This is a genomic window from Jannaschia marina (assembly GCF_013404595.1).
GTDB lineage: Bacteria > Pseudomonadota > Alphaproteobacteria > Rhodobacterales > Rhodobacteraceae > Jannaschia > Jannaschia marina.
Genome location: NZ_JABVAX010000002.1, coordinates 285,633 through 305,110 on the forward strand (window position 1 = coordinate 285,633; position 19,478 = coordinate 305,110).

Sequence of the window (19,478 nt, forward strand, 5' to 3'; positions counted from 1 at the left end):
GCGACCTACGCGTCCGCGTCGCCGGGTCAAGCGCAATGCGGATTTGCTCCGGCCGCGGATACGCGAATCCGACCGCGCGGCGCTCTACTCCCGCGGGGCGAACTGCGTGAGCGCGAGCCCGACCGCCATCAACGCAAGCCCGCCGATCCGGATGGGCGAGAGCGCGACCTGACGTGCGCCGAAGAGGCCGAGCTGGTCGATCATCGCGGCCGAGGCAAGCTGCCCCATCAGGACGAAGAAGACGGCGTTGCCCACTCCGAAGACGGGCGCGATCCAGGTGATCGAGAGGACGTAGAAGGCGATGAGCGCCCCCGCGGCAAAGAGGTGCAGCGGCTGACCCGGCACCCGCGCGAGCGCACCCGGCCCCGTCAGCACCATCGCCACGGCGGCGGTCGTCAGCGCCACGAGGAAGAGCACGACCGCCGCCGCCGCCGGCCCACCGATGTTCGCGCCGAGCCTGGCATTGAGCGCGGCCAGCACGGGAATGCCGAAACCGGCGGCCAGCATGACGAGCGCGTGTTGCGTCATGCGGCGGCCTCCGCGTGATCCACCCGCTCGAGCCAGTGGCGGATCGCGCGGGTCGTGACCTCGGGTTGCTCCAGCGTCGGCAGGTGGCCGGCACCCTCGACCACCACCAGTTCCGATCCGTGGATCAGCCGGTGCATCAGCTCGTGGCGGTGCAGCGGGCAGAGACTGTCTTCCCGACCGCAGAGCACGAGCGCGGGCACCGTCACCCGTTGCAGCGTCTCCTGCCGGTCGGCGCGCGTCTGCAGCGCCCGCGACTGGCGCACGAAGGTGACCGAGCCCATGGTCTCGGCCATGGCCATGCAGGTATCGAGGATCGCACCGATACTGGGCCCGTCGGCGAGGTAGTTGGGTTTCATCTCGTCGCGCATCACCGCGCGCAGCTCGCCCTCGCGGATGCGGGCGATCTGCGGCTCCCGGGCGGCGGCGACGGCCTCCGACTCTGCCTTCGGGTTCGTATCCATCAGGCAAAGGCCCGCGACCCGGTCCGGGGCCTGCGCCAGGACCTCCATCGCGACGATCCCTCCCATCGAGAGCCCGGCGAGCGCGAACCGCGGCGGTGCGGCCTCCAGCACGATGCGGGCCAGCGCCTCGGTCGTGTCGGCGGCGGCGATCGGGCTGACCATGATGGCCCGGTCATGGATCGCCGCGAGCTGCGGCGCGAAGAGGCGGGCGTCGCACATCATGCCCGGAAGCAGCAAAAGGGGTGTGGTCATCGCGTCCTCCGGGTCCGTTCCATGACCAGTCTGACCCCCCGCCGCGACCGTCGCAACCGCGACGATGGCGGGGCCGCCCCTCCGGCGCGGGCAAAATGCCGCCAGATCGAACCTGTCGTTTTGCACAGGTCGAAACCTGTGCTACGCTTTCCGGGTGGACATCGTTTTCGGGAGGAACGGATGACCGACTTCTTCATGCTCGCCGCCGCGGTCTTTGCCGCTGTCGTCGTGGTCCGGTTGCTGACCCTTCACTGGGCCCGGATCGAGGAAGACGAGGCCCGCGACCCCGAAGAAACCTGACGCCCCGCCCCGCGTCAGCCCTGCGTCGCGCCGAGGTGACGCGTGCCGCGCGTGCGGGCCAAGCCGATTTGCTTCATCCGCTCGCGGAAGCGTTCCCGGTCTGATGCCGCGAACTGGTCCACGCAGCGGTGGCATTGCACGCCGGCCTCGAACTCCGGGCGTGCGGTGTCGGCCTGTTCGAGGGGGCGTCGGCAGGCGTGGCAGAGCACGTGACCGCCCGGCTCCAGGCCCTGGCCCACGCTCACGCGGTCGTCGAAGACGAAGCAGGCTCCGCGCCAAAGGCTCTCGGTCTCGGGCACGTCCTCCAGGTATTTGAGGATACCGCCCTCCAGATGCACCACGTCCTCCACCCCCTGCTGGCGCAGGTAGGCCGTAGACTTCTCGCAGCGGATGCCCCCTGTGCAGAACATGGCGACGCGCTTCCCCGAGAGCGCGTCTGCGTTCCGCGCCCACCAGTCGGGGAACTCGCCGAAGGCAGCGGTCTTCGGGTCGAGCGCGCCTTCGAAGGTGCCGATGGCGACCTCGTAGTCGTTGCGCGTGTCGATGACGACGGTGTCGGGGTCGGAGATGACGGCGTTCCATTCGGCGGGTGGGACATAGCGGCCCACGCCGGCCAGCGGGTCGACGTCTGGCTGGCCCATCGTCACGATCTCCTGCTTCACGCGGACCTTCATCTTGCCGAAGGGCATCGCCTCCGCCGAGGCGAACTTCGGCGCGATTCCGGCGCAGCCGGGCAGGGCGCGGATATGGGCGAGCACCGCCTCGATCCCCGCGGCGGGGCCCGCGATGGTGCCGTTGATCCCCTCGGGCGCCAGCAGCAGCGTGCCGGCGACGCCCGCTTCGACGCAGCAGTCGAGGAGCGGAGCGCGCAGGGCGGCCGGTTTCGGAAGGGGCGTGAAGCGGTAGAGGGCGGCGACGGTGACCATGGACGGGGCATAGGCCGTTGCCCTCCGCGCCTCAAGCGGTAGGCTCGCACCGGAGTTCGAGGAGACCGCCATGACCCAGGCCCTGATCGTGATCGACGTCCAGAACGGCTTTTGCCCCGGTGGCGCGCTCGCCGTGCCCGGCGGGGACGGGATCGTCGCCGGTATCAATGCCCGGATGGAGGATTTCGCCCATGTGATCCTGACGCAGGACTGGCATCCCGCCGGTCATTCGAGCTTCGCGTCGAGCCATGCGGGCAAGTCCCCCTACGACATGGTCGAGATGCCCTATGGCCCGCAGGTGCTCTGGCCCGATCACTGCATCCAGGGCACCGAGGGGGCCGCCTTCCATCCCGATCTCGCCACCGGCCGGGCGCGCGCCGTCATCCGCAAGGGCATGAACCCCGCCGTCGACAGCTACTCCGCCTTCTTCGAGAACGACCACGCGACGCCCACCGGTCTCGCCGGGCTTCTGCACACGCTCGAGGTGCGGGAGCTGACGCTCGTGGGCCTCGCCACGGATTTCTGCGTCAACTTCTCTGCGCAGGACGCCGCGCGCCTCGGCTTCGCCGTCACCGTGGAGGAGACGCTCTGCCGGGCGATCGACCTCGACGGCTCGCTCGCCGCGGCGCGCGACGGCATGGCGGGCGCGGGTGTGACGCTTGCCTGAAATCTGCGCGCGAAGGGCGCAAAGTTTCGTAACGGAGACTTTGCGACGTAAAAATGTCGTTTTTGCCCCGAAACGCGACGATTCCACCTAGTCAGCCGCGACTCGGGCGCGCAGCATGTCGCCCACAACAATCGGAGGGACGAACGACATGTCGAATATTGAACCACCGCTTACGGATCTGCCGATCCGAACGACGGAGGGGGGCTTCTACAACGGCTTCGCGACGTCTGTAGCGGTCCCGGCCAAGATCATCATCTCGGCGCTCGTGGTCTGGGCCATCTTCTGGCCGATCCAGTCGGGTGCGGTGCTCAACGGGATCAATACCTTCATCCTCGACCTCTTCGCGTCGTGGTACATCTGGACGGTGACGCTCTTCGTGCTGGTGTGCCTCGGCCTGGCGATCTGGCCCACGGCGGGCCGGATGAACCTTGGAATCGACGGCGAGAAACCCGAATTCACCAACTTCTCCTGGTTCTCGATGATGTTCGGGGCCGGCATCGGGGTGGGGATGCTCACCTGGGCCGTGGCCGAACCCGTCGCCCACTTCCAGAACAACCCCTCGGTCATCCAGGGCATCACGGAAGCCCGGGCCGAGAACAACATCATGACGGCCTACAAATGGTCGTTCCTGCACTGGGGTCTCGGAGCCTGGGCCTGTTACGCGATCGCCGGTCTCGGCCTCGCGTTCTTCACCTACCGTCGCGGGCTGCCGCTGACGATCCGCTCCTCGCTGACGCCGCTCTTCGGGTCGTCGCTCGCCGGCGTCCTGGGGCATGTCATCGACATCGTGGCGGTCGTCGCGACCATCCTCGGCGTCGCCCAGACCCTCGGCTTCGGGGTCGATCAGCTGGTCGCGGGCCTGACGCGCATCGGCGTCGGCGGCCTCGTGCACGGGGCGGAGGCCGTCAACGACGCGGGCGAGAGCATCGCGAACACGGCCAATACCTTCGGCATCATCTTCGCGCTCCTCGTCATCATGGGGGCCTCGACGCTCTCGGCGCTGTCGGGTGTGGGCAAGGGCATCAAATGGCTCTCGAACATCAACATGGTGCTGTCGATCGTGCTGCTCGGGTTCTTCATCCTCTTCGGGGCGACGTGGTTCGGCCTGCAGGCGATGACGATCGGCCTCTGGGAGTATCTCGTGAATCTCCCGTTCCTGAGCTTCAACGTCTACCGCTCCGACGGTGTCGAGGGCTCCGAGTCGTTCCTGCTCGCGCAGTGGCAGGGCTGGTGGCCGGTGTTCTACTGGGCGTGGTGGATCGCCTTCGCGCCCTTCGTGGGGCTGTTCCTGGCGCGGATCTCGCGCGGGCGGACGATCCGCGAGTTCGTGCTGGGCGCGATGATCGTGCCGTCGCTGATGTGCTTCGTCTGGTTCTCCTGGGCCGGTGGCACCGCCATCGACCTCGAGCTCAACGGCGGGGCGGGCGGCCTGATCTACGACACCGGCAACGGCGACAAGATCTTCGCGATGACCGAGTTCATGCTCGCCCCGATCTCGGAGATCCTGTCCTGGGCCATGGCGGTGATGATCGTCGTCCTCCTGATGACGTTCCTCGTGACCTCGGCCGACTCGGCGGTGCTGATCGTGAACACGATCAACGCGGCCGGCGACGAGGGCCCGAAGGCGCGGCCGCATATCCTCTTCTGGGGTGCGGCGCTGGGTCTCGTGGTCGCGGGACTGCTCATCTCGGGCGGCACCTCGGCGATCCAGACCGCGATGGTCATCGGCGCGCTGCCCTTCTCGGTGGTGATGGTGCTGATGTGCGTCGCGCTCGTGAAGGCGATCTTCAACGACGGCCGTCGCGAGAAGGTCGGCGTGCCCACCACCTTCGACGAGATCGACGGGGCCGAGGCTCCGGAGCTGGCCGATGCGCCGGGCCTCAAGCCCGCTGAATAGGCCCGTCGACAGAGATCGGAGGGGGCCGCCCGCGCGGCCCCCTTCCCATGTCAGGAGGCAGTTGCCATGAAACTCGTCGAAGCCATCCCGGCGCATATCGAACAGATCGTCGAGATGCTCCAGGCGCTCACCGACGCCGGCAAGCGCACCCGCCCCTCCGATCCGGAGTTCGTGCGCGACGCCTATGTCGCGAACACCGACGGCATCCGCACGACGCTCGCCCTCGACGACGACGGACGGCTCCTCGGGATCCAGGTCCTCTCCCGTGCGCGTTCGGACAACCCCTACGGCACGCCCGCCGGCTGGGGTATCATCGGCACCCATGTCGCCCCGTGGGCCGCGCGCCGGGGCGTGGGCCGGGCCCTCTTCGATGAAACGCTGTCGGCCGCCCGGGCCGCCGGCGTGCCGAGCCTCGATGCCTATATCCAGACCGCGAATGCCGAGGGGATGGGCTACTACGAGGCGATGGGGTTCCGCAGCTGGCGCACCGACGGCACGGCGACCGCGAAGCGCTTCGACCTGACGGGCTAACGCCGCCTCAAACGGCCGCCCCGACCTCCATCTGGTCGAGCAGCAGAACACCGCCGACCTCGGCCGAGATCATCATGCCGACCGGTCCTCCGGGCACGCCCGAGACCGGCGCGAAGCTCGCCCGATCCACGACGTCGAACCCTTCGAGCCGGGCCAGCGGTTCCGCCTCGACGCAGGCGTGCACCGCTTCCCGCGCCGCTGCGACTGTGCCGCCCCGGTGAAGGGCCGCCGCCGCCGCGCGGAGCGCTGCGCGCAGAACCGGGGCCGCCGCCCGCGCCTCGGGGCCGAGCCGCACGTTCCGGGACGACATGGCAAGTCCGTCCGTCTCCCGCACGGTCTCCACGCCCTTGATGCCGATCCCGAAGTGCAGATCACGCACCATCTGCCGGATCACGGCGAGTTGCTGATAGTCCTTCTTGCCGAAGTAGGCGACGTCGGGGGCAACCACGTTGAAGAGCTTCGCCACCACCGTCGTCACGCCGCGAAAGTGCCCCGGCCGCACCTCGCCATGCAGCATGTTGGCCAGCCGCGTCGTCTCCACGATCGTCTCGGCCCCCTCGGGGTAGATGTCCGCCACGTCGGGCAGGAAGACGACGGCCACCCCGGCCTCGCGCAGCATGGCGAGATCGCGGTCGGTGTCGGCCGGATAGCTCGAAAGGTCGTCGGGGTTCTCGAACTGCATCGGGTTGACGAAGACCGAGGCCGCCACCGCGTCGCATCCCGCCCGCGCCGCCGAGACGAGCGACATATGCCCCGCGTGCAGCCCGCCCATCGTCGGCACGAAGCCGAGCGTGCCCTCCGCCCTGAGCCGCCGACAGGCTGCCCGCATCTCCTCGACCGTTCGACAGATCTTCATGGCCGTCTCCTCCGCTGCGCGTGGCATAGGCGCAGGCGCGCCCCGTCGCAACGTGGACGCGGCGGAGGGTCAGCGTCCGGCGGCGATGATCTCCCCGCCGAAGAGCGCGGCGAGCGGGCCGACGTCGGTCAGATATGGCCCGTAGATCGGCAGGCCCAACAGCGCGACGGCCAGGACCAGCCTCATCGGCAGCGCCGTCCGGGCCGATCTCCGCCGGTTCCGGGAGACGCGGGGCTTGGGTCCGGTGGCGCGCACGATCCGCTCCGCATCCGCCTGCTGCCCGCGCCGCGCGTCCTCGACGGTGGGCCAAGTGGGCGACGGCAGGCCGGCCTTTTTCTCCAGCGCCTGCGCGAGGTCCAGGCAGACGCCGGTGATGTTTTCGCCGTCGCCCTGCTTCATCCCGGCCAGCGCCTGCATCCGGCTCTCGTGGGCCCAGAGGAGACGGGTGTCGAACCCGCCCTCGAAACGGCTCCAGCCCATCGGATGCGCCTTGACGGCGTCCAGCAGCTTCGTGAACTTCTTCATCCGATGCCGATCTTCCAGTTTGTCGAATTGCTCGATTGGCCCGGTCTGTCCCGACAGGTTCAAACCGAAGCCTGCATCCAACATCGCCGTGCGCAGCCATTCGGGCGCGGCCTGCGCGGCCTCCAGCGTGGCGGGATCACGGAACAGCAGCACCGTGTTGCCGACCGCCTCCGCCTCGATCCCAGCCAGCTTCAGCGTCTGGGCTTGCTTCGGGTCGGCGAACATCTCGCGCGGCATGAGGTAATGGACATCGACGTGGTAATTCAGCGGCTTCATCTCGCGGCTCCGGTTTGCAATCTCTGTTTCGCGAAGTGTCGGGTCGGAAAGCGACGAAACGGGGACCGATCCGGGGAAATCGAATGGCCGCGTCCCCGAGGCGGGTGGCCATCGGTGCCATCTGCCGGCAGGCTCGGAGCATGACCGAAACGCCATCCGCCCCCCTCGTCCCCCTGCGCGAAGACCCCCTTGGCCAGCGCATGACGCTCCTCTGCCCGGCCTGGGTCCATTGCGGCGACAGCTTTGTCGATTTCCTACTGGCCTGCGACGCGGTGGAAACGCTTCAGCCCGGCACCCGCGCGCTCGCGTCCTTCGACGACCTGGGGCAGGCGCTCTACACCAGCTACCACGCGGTGCTGAGCCACGACCTCGACAGCCCCGACGGCCACGACCTCTCCGGCCTGCCGTCCGCGGCCTTCGAGGACGGGGCGCACATCGGCCAGTTCCTCCACCCCGAGGAATTTCCGCTCCGCCTCGCCAACCTGCGCAGGGCCCGGCGGGACGCTGCCGGACGCAGCGTCGGCAAGCTGGCCTGGACCTGCCCCAACACCGGCCTGTCGTTGGACGCCGCAAACGCCGACCCGGCCGCGCTGCGGGACACGGCCTCGGTCATCCAGGCCGTCCCGGTGAAGGCTGCCGCCGGCGCGCTGGCGGCCTTCCCGAACGGCTATTTCTCCGGCGACTGGTCACCCCCCGTAGCGCACGGCGTTGCGCAGATGCTGGAGCCGATGGGGGCCGCGCTGCAGGGCGTCGGCGCGTCCTACCTGATGTTCCGCCTTTCGGGCACCCATGACACCGAGGCTCTCCTGCGCGCCGTCGCGCCGCTCTACGCCGATCCGGACCTCCCGGCGCTGCGCCGGGCGCTGGCCGGGCAGGACACGCTCCTGCTGCGCTACACCGACTGACGGCCCATCGCTCGACAAGACCGGGCCCGCCCCGTAACCCTGTGTCAGCACGGCAAGGGACGACCCATGATCGACATCGCCACCCGCGTCTGGAACCACAAGTGGAAGATCGACCCGATCGTCCGCTCGCTCATCGACACCGATTTCTACAAGCTCCTGATGTGCCAGTCGGTCTTCCGCAACCGCCCCGACACGCAGGTCCGCTTCAGCCTCATCAACCGCTCCACCCACGTGCCCCTCGCCCATCTCATCGACGAGGGCGAGTTGCGCGAGCAGCTCGACCACGTGCGCACCCTCTCCCTCTCCCGCGGCGAGAGCACATGGCTCCGCGGCAACACCTTCTACGGCAAGCGCCAGATGTTCCGCCCCGACTTCATGGAGTGGTTCGAAAACCTCTGCCTGCCGCCCTACGACCTGCAGCGCGTGGGCGACCAGTACGAGCTCACCTTCGAGGGCAGCTGGCCCGAGGTCATGCTCTGGGAGATCCCGGCGCTCGCCATCCTGATGGAGCTCCGCTCCCGCGCCGTCCTCCGCGACATGGGCCGGTTCGAGCTGCAGGTGCTCTACGCCCGCGCCATGACCCGCGTCTGGGAGAAGGTGGAGCGCCTGCGCGGGCTCGATGACCTCCGCCTCGCCGACTTCGGCACCCGCCGCCGCCATTCCTTCCTCTGGCAGGACTGGTGCGTGCAGGCGCTCCGCGAGGGCCTCGGCGACAACTTTGCCGGCACCTCCAACTGCCTCATCGCCAAGAACCGCGACCTGGAGGCCATCGGCACCAACGCCCACGAACTCCCCATGGTCTACTCCGCGCTGGCCGAGGGCGACGCCGCGCTGGCGCAGGCTCCCTACGACGTGCTGGCCGACTGGCACGAGGAGCACGAGGGCAACCTGCGCATCATCCTGCCCGACACCTACGGCTCCGAGGGCTTCCTCGCGAATGCGCCCGACTGGCTGGCCGGGTGGACGGGCATCCGTATCGATTCCGGCGACCCGGCCACGGGGGCCGAGACGGCGATCCGCTGGTGGCAGGCGCGCGGGGAGGACCCGACCGGGAAGCTCATCATCTTCTCCGACGGGCTCGACGTGGAGAAGATCGAGGAACTCCACCGCCAGTTCCACGGCCGCGTCCGCACCTCCTTCGGCTGGGGCACGCTCCTGACGAACGACTTCCGGGGGCTGGTGGCCGACGACGCCCTCGCCCCGTTCTCGCTCGTGTGCAAGGCGGTCGAGGCGGACGGACGCCCGACGGTGAAGCTCTCCGACAACCCCCGCAAGGCGATGGGGCCGGAGGGGGAGGTCGCGCGGTACAAGCGGGTGTTCGGGGTGGGGAGCCAGCGGGAGATGGAGGTGGTGGTTTAGGGGGCTCTATTCGAAATGCGCCAATAGCCGCGGCGACCATTTGGTTGCTCGATCTGTCCACGTTGTTTCATTCGATGAAGATGACTCCGAAAAGTCGTTGGCTTAAGGCCGGGGTGCCGTTTCATAACTAACCCTTCGAGTTCACTGACTTTTTTTGGGCGGCTGCTCTCAGACAAGATTGTTTTTATTGTGTATTCCACAGTAAGGCGCTCGATACTTGAAGACCGCAGAACGCTGTTCTCACTCGATCCGAGCTTTGTGCTCCTCAGTCTGGCTAACAGCCTGTAAAGCGTTTCTCGCTCAGCAACTAGCTTGTCGATCATTTCATCGACCTTGCCGATCTCACTCAGTAGGTCTTGTTCGTAGCTCACTGACGTGATCTTTCTTGTTGCAAAAATCCTGTCTGCAACAAACATGCCAAATGACAGTCCCAATATCCATACATAGAAGATTTTTTTCTTGACAGAGTGGATATGGGTCGATGTACAAGGAACGCGGAACGCGTTCCTTGTACATCGACCCAACAATTTTGATTAGATCTCTTGCGCTGCGAGCAGGCTCGCCGTAGATATTGTTTGACCGTCTTTGTAATCGTCACTACCTCTGATCTCGAAAGTACTGGCAGCTTGGCTGTTCAGTGTGCGGGTCGCGAGGGAAACCTCGCGGCCCGCAGTCTATGAAGAGATGTAAGTTTTATATCGACGGGTTTAACCTTTACCGAGGTCGCTTGCAGCGCGAGCGACATCATCGTTGGCTGAATCCGGTTAGACTTGCGGAAAGTCTTGTTCAGCATGGTGAAGCGGTCGTCGGTGTCGAAATGTACACTGCACACGTGTCAGGTAAGATCGATCTCGAAGGTCAACAGCGACAGGCACTCTATCTCCAAGCTTTGCGAACCCTTGAGCCGCAGCTGCGGCTTCATGTTGGTAAGTTCGCGATAAAAGAGAGATGGGTTAAACCTACTGGATACCCAGGCGCGCGACCAGAAGGGTATTCTTGGAATGAGCCACTTCCGGAGCTAGTGGAGGCTTGGGTTGCCCAAGAAAAAGAAAGTGATGTCAAGCTAGCCGTCCATCTGCTTCATCACGGATACCAAGACGAATTTGATCGCGCTTACGTCGTAAGCAACGACTCTGATCTGACTGAAGCTGTTCGCCTTGTGAAAGAAGAGCTTTGCAAGGAAGTTGTGCTTGTTCCGCCGGTTCCGGAGCGGGGAGGGCAATCCGCACCTCTTGCAGGGAAACTACGAGAGGCGGCGAGCGTCGTCACGCACATCAGGTCTCATCATCTTGCGGAGTGTCAGTTTCCACAAAATGTTGTAAAAGAAAATGGTCGTCATGTGACTCGGCCACGCGAATGGGATGACTCATCCTAACAGGCGTAGGGAGCATGCTGGGCACGCATCGCCCAACATAGCTAATGGGGCCTAGAAACCACCCAACCCTACTCCTCCACCCCACCTCTGAGCGCCTTCACCTCCCCCCGCCGCCGCTTCGCCTCCAGCCGCTTGCGCTTCTGGTTCGCCGACACCCGCGTCTTCACCCGCTTTTTCGGCTTCACCGTCGCGGCCCGTACCAGAGCGACGAGCCGCTCCCGCGCGATCTCGCGGTTCCTTGCCTGTGACCGCTCCTCGGAGACCTGGATCACCACCGCCCCCTCCTTCGTCCACCGCCGCCCGGCCAGCCGCCGGAGCCGCGCCTTGACCGGGCCGGGCAGGGCGGGGGAGCGTTCGGCCTCGAAGCGCAGTTCCACCGCGCTCGCCACCTTGTTCACGTTCTGCCCGCCGGGGCCCGACGCGCGCACGAAGGTCTCGGTCATCTCCCAGTCCTGAAGCTCGATCTCTGGGGTGATGCGCAGGGGCATGGGGGCTCCGGAGTTTTGTACAAAACGTTCAAAGGGGGGTCTGGCGCTTGTACAAAACGTTCAAACTCCAAGAAAGAAGGCCGCCCCGTGCAACCGGGGCGACCTTCCGAAAGGCTCAGGAGGTGAGGTCGGTTAGACGCATCAACTCCGGGATTTCACATCCAAGGGCTGCCCTAGATGCGGACCTCCGAAGTTGTCCCGACCATCTTCTCCACCATCTTTCTCGACACTGGATCACCTCCTTTCGATGAGTTGCACTACGTAGGAGGTTGGCACAGATGTGGTGTGGGTCAAGCCCCTTTACGCAACCCGTTGTGCGAATTTCACGGTGATGACACGGAAGGGTATCAGCGCCAGCAGCGCGATGGAGAGCTTCACCGCCCAGTCCGCCAGCGCGAGGCCCACCCAGAGCGGCCCGACGGCCGTGGCCTCCTGCGCCCAGGAGACGTCGCCCCAAGTGTTTGGAAAGGCAAGGAAACCGGCGAATGCGATGGTGAAGAAGAGCGCGGTATCGACGACCGACCCCACCACTGAGGAGGTGAAGGGCGCGACCCACCAGTCGCGGTCGCGGAGCCGGGAAAAGATCGCGAGGTCAAGGAGTTGCGCGGTCAGAAAGGCGATGCCCGACGCGATCGCGATGCGCAGCGTCACCGCCGGCCCGAACTCCGTCATCACCTGCGTCCCGACAAGCGAGCAGCCGATGCCCACGACGAAGCCCGCGAAGACGACTTTCCGAGCTTTTTCAGGGCCATAGAGCCGGTTCGAGACGTCGGTGACGAGGAAGGCGAGCGGGTATGTGAAGGCCCCCCAGGTCAGCCAGCCGTCGGCGATGATGAACTGCACGCCGACGTTCGCGGCGACGACGATGAGGGCCATCGCGAGGACGGCGGGAAGGATGCGCATTTCTGTAACCCGTTTTGGCATGGTGGTCGGAGACATGGCCCGAAGGCAGACCCGCCCCCTAGACCCCTCGCGTCCAGGGCGCAAGCCCATGCGTGGCAAAGGCCTCGGGGATCGCGTCGCGCCCGTCGAGCATCAGCTCCGCCATGACCTCCGCCACCTTGGGGGCCATGCCGAACCCGATCTTGAAGCCCCCATTCGCAATGAAGTGCCCCTGCCGCCCCGGCCAGACCCCGAGGAGCGGCGCGCGGGAGCGGGCGCGCGGGCGGATGCCGGCCCAGCGGTCGATGACCTCGGCACCGGCAAGCTCGGGCACGGCGGCGCAGGCGCGGGCGAGGATGGCGTCGAGTTGGACGTCGGGTTCGGCATGGTCGAAGTCGCGCTCCGAAGTCGAGCCGAGCGCGACCGTGCCGTCGCCGTGGGGCACGATGTGGAGGCCATCGACATAGAGTTGCGGCGCGTCGCGCCGGTCGAGCCGCAGGAGCGCGGCCTGTCCCTTCACGCCGTTGCCGGCGGGCCGATCACGGGCGTCGCGCAGCGCGGCGAGGCCCTGCCAGCCGGTCGCGTGGAGCACGAGGCCCTCCGAGTGCGCATCGGGCACGATCTGTCCGCCGAGCGCGCGGACCGCGGCGGCGAGGGCGGCACAGGCGCGGCGCGGGTGGATGCGGGCGGAGAGCGTGTCGCGGATGACTTCCGTCGTACCGGGGGACCAGCCGGCGGGGGCCGGCTCGACCGTCCAGGTCGCCGCGCCGCGCCAGAGCGCCGCGGCCCCGTCCGCCCGGTCGAGGGCCCGCGTCCGCGTGTCGGCGTCGGGGATCGGTTGCAGGCGGCCCGTTCGGGCGTAGCCCGGGTCGGTGCCACCGAGGTCGGACACGGCCTGCCACCAGTCTTCGGCCATCAGGAGGCTGTCGAGTTGAAAGGCCTTCTTTTCGTTCCACTGCTCCGGCACGTGGGGCGCAAGGGCCCCGACGATGCCGCCCGAGGCCCCGGCGGCAACGCCCTTCGGGTCGATCACCCGAACGCGGGCACCGCGCCGGGCGAGGGCGAAGGCGCACCCGAGGCCGAAGACGCCTGCGCCGTAGATCGTCGCCTCGATTGCCAAGCCCGTTCCTTTCGTATCCAGTCGCCTCGACGCATAGGCCAGCCGATGTCCGACGAAAACCTCTCTCCCACGCTCGACTGGCGCGACGGCACGCCGATCGCGACGCGGTTCGACGATCCCTATTTCAGCCTTGCCTCCGGACCGGAGGAGACGCGGCATACCTTTCTGGCGGGCAACGACCTGCCGGCGCGTCTCTGCGCGGGGTTCCACATCGCGGAGCTGGGGTTCGGCACGGGCCTCAACGCGCTGGTGACGGCGGCGGCGTGGCGAGGGGCCGGGCGTCTGCGCTACACAGCCTTCGAGGCCTATCCCATGGCGCTGGACGACATGGCGCGGGCACTCGCCGCATTCCCGGAAATCGACGCGAATGCGCTGCTCGACCAATGGCCGTCCGACCGGATCGCCCTGCCGGGCGTGGACCTCGAGGTCGTCCGGGGCGACGTTCGCGAGACGCTGCCGGTCTGGACGGGCCGCGCCGACGCGTGGTTCCTCGACGGGTTCGCGCCCGCGAAGAACCCCGAGATGTGGGAGCCATGCCTGATGGTCGAGGTCGCGCGCCACACGGCGCCTCGGGGGACATTCGCCACCTACACGGCCGCCGGCCATGTGCGACGGGCGCTGGCCGAGGCGGGGTTCACCGTGCGGCGCGTGCCTGGTTACGGGCGCAAACGTCACATGAGCCGCGGGGTGCTGGCATGAGCGGCGACCGGCTCGGCATCTGGCTTATGGTAGCGACGACCTTCGTCTTCGCGGTTCAGGACGGCTTCTCCCGTCACCTCGCGGGCGAATACAACGTGCTGATGGTGGTGATGATCCGGTACTGGTTCTTCGCCGCTTTCGTCGTCGCTCTCGCCGCGCGACAGGCGGGCGGGCTGCGGGCGGCGGCCGCAACCTCCCAGCCCTGGCTGCAGGGGTTTCGCGGACTGCTCCTCGTGGCGGAAATCTGTGTGATGGTCGCCGGTTTCGTGCTTCTGGGCCTCGTCGAGAGCCACGCGATCTTCGCGGCCTACCCGCTTCTGGTGGCGATGCTGTCGGGCCCCGTCCTGGGCGAACGCGTGGGCTGGCGGCGGTGGGTGGCGATCGCTGTGGGTTTCGTCGGCGTGCTCGTCATCCTGCAGCCCGGGGCAGGGGTCTTTACGCCCGCGGCCCTCGTGCCGCTGACGGCGGCCTTCATGTTCGCGCTCTACGGTCTTCTGACGCGGTATGCGGCCCGCCGCGACAGCGCGGCGACCTCCTTTTTCTGGACGGGTACGGTCGGCGCGGCGGCGATCACATTGGTCGGGGTCTGGTTCTGGGAACCGATGACGGCAGGCGATTGGGGCTGGATGGCGGCGCTTTGCGTGTCCGGCGCGCTCGGTCACTACCTGCTGATCCGTTGCTACGAGGTGGCGGAGGCAAGCGTCGTTCAGCCTTTCGCCTATCTGCAACTCGTCTTCGCCTCGCTCATCGGCGTGAGTGTCTTCGACGAGACGCTCGAGGTGCACGTCATTCTCGGGGCCTGCATCGTCATGGCTGCGGGCCTCTTCACACTCTGGCGGGCCCGCGTGAGCTCCTAGCGGCGAGGCCGACGGCCCCCAGGTACAATCGGAGTTTCGGGTCGGGGGGACGATCCGGATTGACCTATGGATCATCGAAAACCTATTCTTGCGGTGAAATTTGAGAAAAATGTGCAATTTTCCGATCCGCCTGTCGGAAATGGTGCCAAACCGGAGGGACCGATGCGAACGAGCGACCTGTCGAAGCGGATCTCGCACCGTCTGATCGAGGATATCGCCAACGGCACGCTTGCCTGCGGCGAGCATATCGCGGCGCAGCAGATCGCGGATCGCTACGATGTCTCGCGCACGCCCGTGCGGGAGGCGCTGGAGGCGCTGGAGCGCGACGGCCTGCTCGTCCGACGCGTCAACCGCGGTTATTTCGTGCCCGACACGCTGCCGGGCCATCTGTCGGATCTGCTCGAGGATCACGCCGCGGGTGGCGCGGACGATTACCAGCGCATGGCCGAAGACTGGCTGACCGATCTGCTGCCCGTCGAGGTGACGGAGCAGGCGTTGCGGGATCGCTATGGCTGGACAAAAGCGAAAGTGGTCGAGCTTCTGACCCGTGCCGCGCGCGAGGGATGGGCGGAACGCAAGACGGGCTATGGCTGGCGCTTCCTTCCGGTCGCCAAGACGCCCGAGGCCTTCGACAAGATCTATCGCTTCCGCCTCGCCATCGAGCCAGTGGCGATGCTGGAGCCGACCTTCCGCCTCGACCGCAAGGTTCTGGGCGAGCAGCGCCGGATCCAGGAAGGGATGCTCGATATGGACCATGCGCGCGTGCCGCCCGAGTCGCTGCTGGCCAACGGCGCGCTCTTCCACGAGGAACTGATCCGGCTCTCGGGCAACCCCTTCTTCCTGATGGCGCTGCAGCGGGTGAACCAGATGCGGCGGCTGATGGAGTATCGCGCAAAGATCAACGTCGATCGTCTGGTGGAGCAATGCACCGAGCATCTCGAGATCCTGACGCTGCTCGAGCGTGGCGAGGTCGCCGATGCCTCCTATCGGATGCGCCAGCATCTCAGCGGGGCGCTCAAGCGGAAGTCGCCGCTTGCCTGGAACTGGGCCGAAGCCCAGGGCGACGTGACGCGTGCCGGGGCTGACTGATGGAGATCCCGACGATCCGCAGCCTCGCCCTTGTCGCGCATGACGGTAAGAAGGATCAGATGGTCGATTGGGCCAAGCGCCATGTCGGACGGCTGTCGCAGTTGCAGCTCTTCGCGACGGGGACGACGGGCGGACGGTTGGTCGAGGCAACCGGGCTCGAAATCACGGCGCTCAAGAGCGGGCCTCTCGGCGGCGACGCACAGATCGGGGCGATGATCGCGGAGGGCCGGCTCGACGCGCTCGTCTTCTTCATCGACCCGCTCACGGCGATGCCGCATGACGTCGACGTCAAGTCGCTGCTTCGGCTCGGGATCCACTACGACACCCTTCTCGCCACCAACGAGGCGACCGCGACCCGGCTCTTCGCCGGCGGCGCATGATCAGGTCAGTTGTTCGGGGCTCGTGAGAAGTCCGTCGGCATCGGCGTAGATCCACTGTCCCGGCCGCAGTCGCGCGCCCCCGATCTCGAGCGGCACGCCGAGGGTGCCCCATCCGGCCTTGGCGCTCTTGACCGGAGAGGTGCCCAGGGCGGCGACCATCAGGTCCATCGCCTCGATCTCGGCGCTGTCGCGGATCGCCCCGGCGACGATGACGGCGGTCCACCCGTTCCGGATCGCCCGGGCGGCCAGAAGATCGCCGAGGAGCGCCACGCGCGTCGAGCCGCCGCCGTCCACGACCAGCGCGCGGCCCTCCCCGGGCTGTTCGAGCTCCGCGCGCAGGACGGAATTGTCCTCGAAGCATTTTACCGTCTGGATCGGGGCGGCGATGGCGCGGGTGCTTCCAAACAGGCGGAAGGGCAGGTGCAGCAGGGACAGGCCCCCGGCGTGACTGTCGATCAGGTCGGCGGTCTTCATCCCGGTTTCATCCCCCGATAGGCGGTTTCGAGCGTCGTGACATCGGCGGCGGTGAGCGTGTCGACGGGCATCCCGCGCAGGATGAACGCGAGTTTTGCGGTCTCCTCGAGCTCTTCCGCCGCAGCGACGGCCGAGGCGAGGTCGACACCCGCGACGATCGGACCGTGGTTGGCCAGCAGGACGGCGGCCGCGCGTCCCCGAAGCTCACGGATCAACGTGCCCGCACGCGGATCGCCCGGCGCGACGTAGGGCACACGCACGACCGTGCCGACGCGCATGACGACGTAGGGAGTGAGCGGTGGCAGGCAGTCCTCGGGGTCGAGGTCGGACCGGCAGGAGAGGGCGGTCGCCCAGGTCGAATGGAGGTGGACGACGGCACCCGTGCCGGGGCGCGTCTCGTAGAGCGCGCGGTGCAGGAAGATCTCCTTGCTCGGACGCGGGCCATCGACATGCCGGCCGGTCGCGTCGAGCCTGGCGATCCGGTCAGAGGCGATGTCTCCCAGGCTGCAATTCGTGGGCGTGATCAGCAACCCGTCGTCCAGACGGGCCGAGACGTTGCCGGCCGTCCCGACGCTGAACCCACGCTCGAAGAGAGATCGGCAAAGGCGGGACATCTCCGCGCGCAGGCGCGCCTCCTTCTCCGTCACGGTCGCGCCATCGCCTGAAGCGCCTTCCCGAAGAAATCCGGCGACCCGAAGTTGCCCGACTTGAGCGCGAGGCCGACGGGCCGCGCGTGGCCCACGGTCAGGATGGGGACGCCCGGGTCGATTTCCGGTCCGATCCGCATCGCGCCGACCCCGAGGTGGTCGGTCACCGCCTGTGCGACCGCCCCCGAGGTCTCGCCGCCGGCGACGACGAGGCGGCGCACGCCGCGATCGAGCAGCAGGCGCGCCGTCTCGGCGAAGAGCGCGTCGAGCCGCGCGGCAACCTCGGCGCGGCCGAACCGATCCTGCAGCGCGGCGACCTCCGCCGGCGACGCGGAGGAATAGGCGAGCGGGGCTTCCGTTGCGTGGGCCGCGAAGAAGGCCGTCAGCTCCGCCGCGCCCTCGGTGCCGGACATGACCCGGGTCACGTCGATGGCATGGGTCGGGTGGTTCGCCGCATGGCGCTCCACCTGGCCGCGCGTCGCGCCCGAGCAGGAGCCGGCGAGGATGGCTCCGGGGCCGTCGATCGCATGGCCTTCGGGGGTATGGCCGGGTGCGAGCCCGGCGTCGATCAGGTTCTGCGGCAAGCCCATGGCGATGCCCGACCCGCCGACGACAAGGGGCGCATTCACGAGACGCCGGCCGAGCGCCACAAGGTCCGCTTCGCTGACGACATCCGCGACGAGATAGCCGGGGCCTGCGTCGATCCGCGCGGTGTCGGTCGCCAGGCGCTCGAGCGGCAGGTGCCCGACCGGTCTTGCCGTCTGCCGCGCAAGCCAGCGGCGCAGGTCCGGGTCGGTCATCGGAGTGAGGGGGTGGGTCTCCATCCCCGACTCACTCAGAAGCCGGTCAAAAACGAAGAGATGGCCCCGATAGACCGTGCGGCCGGCGGCCGGAAAGGCGGGGCAGACCACGACCGTTTCCGCCCCGAGTTCCGCGGCGAGGGCATCGGCGACGGGCCCGATGTTGCCGGCCGGCGTCGAGTCGAAGGTCGAGCAGATCTTGAAGACGATCTGCCGGCAACCCTGCGCGCGCAGCCAGTCGAGCGCGGCGAGGCTATCGCCGACGGCCTGCTCCACCGGTGCGGTGCGGCTCTTGAGGGCGATGACGCCCGCTTCGATCGTCGGGTCGGCCGCTTCTTCGGGGCGGCCCGAGAACTGCGCCGTGCGCAGGCCGCCCGATCCCGGCAGGCCCTTAGAGAGCGTGTTGGCGATATCGCTCGCGCCGGTGAAATCGTCTGCGATCACCCCGATCAACATCGGCCGCCCTCCACGCGCTTGCGCATCTCCCGGATCGCGGAGCGTGGGCTCGTCTCGACCGGTGTACCGGTGCGGGCGCGGAGAACATCGGCGGCGCTCGCCATGGAGAACTGCGCCAGCAGAATGGCGTCATAGCCCTGCAGCATTGCACCCCGCTCGGCGATCAACCGGTCGTGGCGGGCCGTGTCGCCCGCGCGCTTTGCATCGAGCGCGCCGTCGCAGAGATGGCTTTCGATCCGGGCGGAGCGACCGCGGGCTGCGACAAGGGCGTCGAACTCCGCCTCCATGCCCGTGCGGGCCGGGGGGAATGTGTAGAGCATGGCGATCCGGTCTCCATGGGCCAGGGCATCGGCGAACATCGCCTCGTTGGGTTTCATGACCGGCACGCCGAGCGCGGCATCGGCCGCTTCGACGGCGGTGCCGAAGGCGGAGCAGGTGAAGAGGATGCCGTCAGCGCCGAAGTCCCGGGCGTGATCCGCGAGACCGAGGATGCGGGCGTGAAGCATAGGCGTCATCCGGCCCGCACGCTCGCGGTCGAGCTCCAGACTCTCGTCGAGGAGGGAGATCGTCTCGGCCTCGGTCCAGAGCGCCTGCGCGGCCGCCTCGACCGGGTCGATGGCGAGACGTGTCGCATGGATGAGCGCAAGCCGTGTCGTGGGGTGGGTCATATCCTGCCTTTCGCGGGATGGCCCGTGCCACCCCGCCGTCCGGCCGCGTCGTGGGAGGTG

22 protein-coding genes are annotated in these 19,478 nt (G+C 67.6%); 10 read left to right on the plus strand and 12 right to left on the minus strand.

Annotated elements, in window-relative coordinates; genetic code table 11:
• Positions 1-84: 84 nt before the first annotated feature.
• From HSX43_RS05220 to trhO, 3 genes are all read right to left on the minus strand, one after another.
• A complete protein-coding gene (locus HSX43_RS05220; protein ID WP_179379039.1) occupies positions 85-528 on the minus strand; it encodes a DMT family transporter in 444 nt (147 codons plus the stop codon).
• Positions 525-1,241, minus strand: a complete 717-nt coding sequence (locus HSX43_RS05225; protein WP_179379040.1) for an alpha/beta fold hydrolase — start codon at positions 1,239-1,241, stop codon at positions 525-527. Before HSX43_RS05225 ends, HSX43_RS05220 begins: the two co-directional genes overlap by 4 nt.
• Before the next feature lie 314 nt (positions 1,242-1,555).
• Entirely contained in the window at positions 1,556-2,467 is a 912-nt protein-coding gene (gene trhO, locus HSX43_RS05230; RefSeq protein ID WP_179379041.1) for an oxygen-dependent tRNA uridine(34) hydroxylase TrhO, read from the minus strand.
• A 70-nt stretch (positions 2,468-2,537) separates the two neighbouring features.
• Between trhO and pncA the strand changes: the two genes are divergently transcribed.
• The 3 genes from pncA (at position 2,538) to HSX43_RS05245 (ending at position 5,562) form a co-directional block, all read left to right on the plus strand.
• Entirely contained in the window at positions 2,538-3,134 is a 597-nt protein-coding gene (gene pncA / locus HSX43_RS05235; protein WP_179379042.1) for a bifunctional nicotinamidase/pyrazinamidase, read from the plus strand.
• A gap of 115 nt (positions 3,135-3,249) precedes the next feature.
• The gene (locus tag HSX43_RS05240; protein WP_235962505.1) at positions 3,250-5,031 is read left to right on the plus strand and encodes a BCCT family transporter; all 1,782 of its coding nucleotides are present in this window, start codon (positions 3,250-3,252) and stop codon (positions 5,029-5,031) included.
• A 66-nt stretch (positions 5,032-5,097) separates the two neighbouring features.
• Positions 5,098-5,562 carry a GNAT family N-acetyltransferase gene (locus HSX43_RS05245; protein WP_179379043.1) on the plus strand — a complete coding sequence of 155 codons (465 nt, stop codon included), beginning with the start codon at positions 5,098-5,100 and terminating at the stop codon, positions 5,560-5,562.
• 7 nt (positions 5,563-5,569) lie between these two features.
• Here the strand turns inward: HSX43_RS05245 and panC are convergent, their stop codons facing one another.
• On the minus strand, positions 5,570-6,418 hold the full coding sequence (gene panC / locus HSX43_RS05250; RefSeq protein WP_179379044.1) for a pantoate--beta-alanine ligase: 849 nt from the start codon (positions 6,416-6,418) through the stop codon (positions 5,570-5,572).
• 69 nt (positions 6,419-6,487) lie between these two features.
• Entirely contained in the window at positions 6,488-7,219 is a 732-nt protein-coding gene (locus tag HSX43_RS05255) for a hypothetical protein (RefSeq protein ID WP_179379045.1), read from the minus strand.
• A 140-nt stretch (positions 7,220-7,359) separates the two neighbouring features.
• On the opposite strand from HSX43_RS05255, the gene HSX43_RS05260 reads away from it, so the two are divergent.
• The 3 genes from HSX43_RS05260 (at position 7,360) to HSX43_RS05270 (ending at position 10,858) form a co-directional block, all read left to right on the plus strand.
• Positions 7,360-8,124 (plus strand): hypothetical protein, encoded by a 765-nt coding sequence (locus HSX43_RS05260; RefSeq protein ID WP_179379046.1) that lies wholly within the window; start codon positions 7,360-7,362, stop codon positions 8,122-8,124.
• 66 nt (positions 8,125-8,190) lie between these two features.
• Entirely contained in the window at positions 8,191-9,483 is a 1,293-nt protein-coding gene (gene pncB, locus HSX43_RS05265) for a nicotinate phosphoribosyltransferase (protein ID WP_179379047.1), read from the plus strand.
• Positions 9,484-10,210: 727 nt separating this feature from the next.
• A complete protein-coding gene (locus tag HSX43_RS05270; RefSeq protein WP_179379048.1) occupies positions 10,211-10,858 on the plus strand; it encodes an NYN domain-containing protein in 648 nt (215 codons plus the stop codon).
• Positions 10,859-10,926: 68 nt separating this feature from the next.
• Here HSX43_RS05270 and arfB read toward each other — a convergent pair whose 3' ends face one another.
• From arfB to HSX43_RS05285, 3 genes are all read right to left on the minus strand, one after another.
• A complete protein-coding gene (gene arfB / locus HSX43_RS05275) occupies positions 10,927-11,346 on the minus strand; it encodes an alternative ribosome rescue aminoacyl-tRNA hydrolase ArfB (protein WP_179379049.1) in 420 nt (139 codons plus the stop codon).
• Between the two features lie 300 nt (positions 11,347-11,646).
• Positions 11,647-12,249, minus strand: coding sequence for a queuosine precursor transporter (locus HSX43_RS05280; RefSeq protein WP_179379050.1), 603 nt, complete (start codon positions 12,247-12,249; stop codon positions 11,647-11,649).
• Between the two features lie 58 nt (positions 12,250-12,307).
• A complete protein-coding gene (locus HSX43_RS05285) occupies positions 12,308-13,342 on the minus strand; it encodes an NAD(P)/FAD-dependent oxidoreductase (RefSeq protein WP_407929364.1) in 1,035 nt (344 codons plus the stop codon).
• Between the two features lie 51 nt (positions 13,343-13,393).
• Here HSX43_RS05285 and mnmD point away from each other — a divergent pair, with 51 nt between their 5' ends.
• The 4 genes from mnmD (at position 13,394) to HSX43_RS05305 (ending at position 16,373) form a co-directional block, all read left to right on the plus strand.
• A complete protein-coding gene (gene mnmD, locus HSX43_RS05290) occupies positions 13,394-14,047 on the plus strand; it encodes a tRNA (5-methylaminomethyl-2-thiouridine)(34)-methyltransferase MnmD (RefSeq protein WP_179379052.1) in 654 nt (217 codons plus the stop codon).
• Positions 14,044-14,904, plus strand: coding sequence for a DMT family transporter (locus HSX43_RS05295; protein ID WP_179379053.1), 861 nt, complete (start codon positions 14,044-14,046; stop codon positions 14,902-14,904). Before mnmD ends, HSX43_RS05295 begins: the two co-directional genes overlap by 4 nt.
• Positions 14,905-15,066: 162 nt before the next feature.
• Positions 15,067-15,993, plus strand: a complete 927-nt coding sequence (locus HSX43_RS05300) for a GntR family transcriptional regulator (RefSeq protein WP_179379054.1) — start codon at positions 15,067-15,069, stop codon at positions 15,991-15,993.
• Positions 15,993-16,373 carry a methylglyoxal synthase gene (locus tag HSX43_RS05305; RefSeq protein ID WP_208454487.1) on the plus strand — a complete coding sequence of 127 codons (381 nt, stop codon included), beginning with the start codon at positions 15,993-15,995 and terminating at the stop codon, positions 16,371-16,373. The genes HSX43_RS05300 and HSX43_RS05305 overlap by 1 nt, the downstream gene beginning before the upstream one ends.
• Here HSX43_RS05305 and rraA read toward each other — a convergent pair whose 3' ends face one another.
• From rraA to HSX43_RS05325, 4 genes are read right to left on the minus strand one after another with little or no spacing between them, the layout of a single operon-like run.
• The gene (gene rraA / locus HSX43_RS05310) at positions 16,374-16,847 is read right to left on the minus strand and encodes a ribonuclease E activity regulator RraA (RefSeq protein ID WP_179379055.1); all 474 of its coding nucleotides are present in this window, start codon (positions 16,845-16,847) and stop codon (positions 16,374-16,376) included.
• Entirely contained in the window at positions 16,844-17,494 is a 651-nt protein-coding gene (gene otnC / locus HSX43_RS05315) for a 3-oxo-tetronate 4-phosphate decarboxylase (RefSeq protein WP_328795064.1), read from the minus strand. Before otnC ends, rraA begins: the two co-directional genes overlap by 4 nt.
• Entirely contained in the window at positions 17,491-18,750 is a 1,260-nt protein-coding gene (gene otnK / locus HSX43_RS05320; RefSeq protein ID WP_179379056.1) for a 3-oxo-tetronate kinase, read from the minus strand. Before otnK ends, otnC begins: the two co-directional genes overlap by 4 nt.
• Positions 18,744-19,418 (minus strand): aspartate/glutamate racemase family protein, encoded by a 675-nt coding sequence (locus tag HSX43_RS05325; RefSeq protein WP_179379057.1) that lies wholly within the window; start codon positions 19,416-19,418, stop codon positions 18,744-18,746. Before HSX43_RS05325 ends, otnK begins: the two co-directional genes overlap by 7 nt.
• Positions 19,419-19,478: the final 60 nt, after the last annotated feature.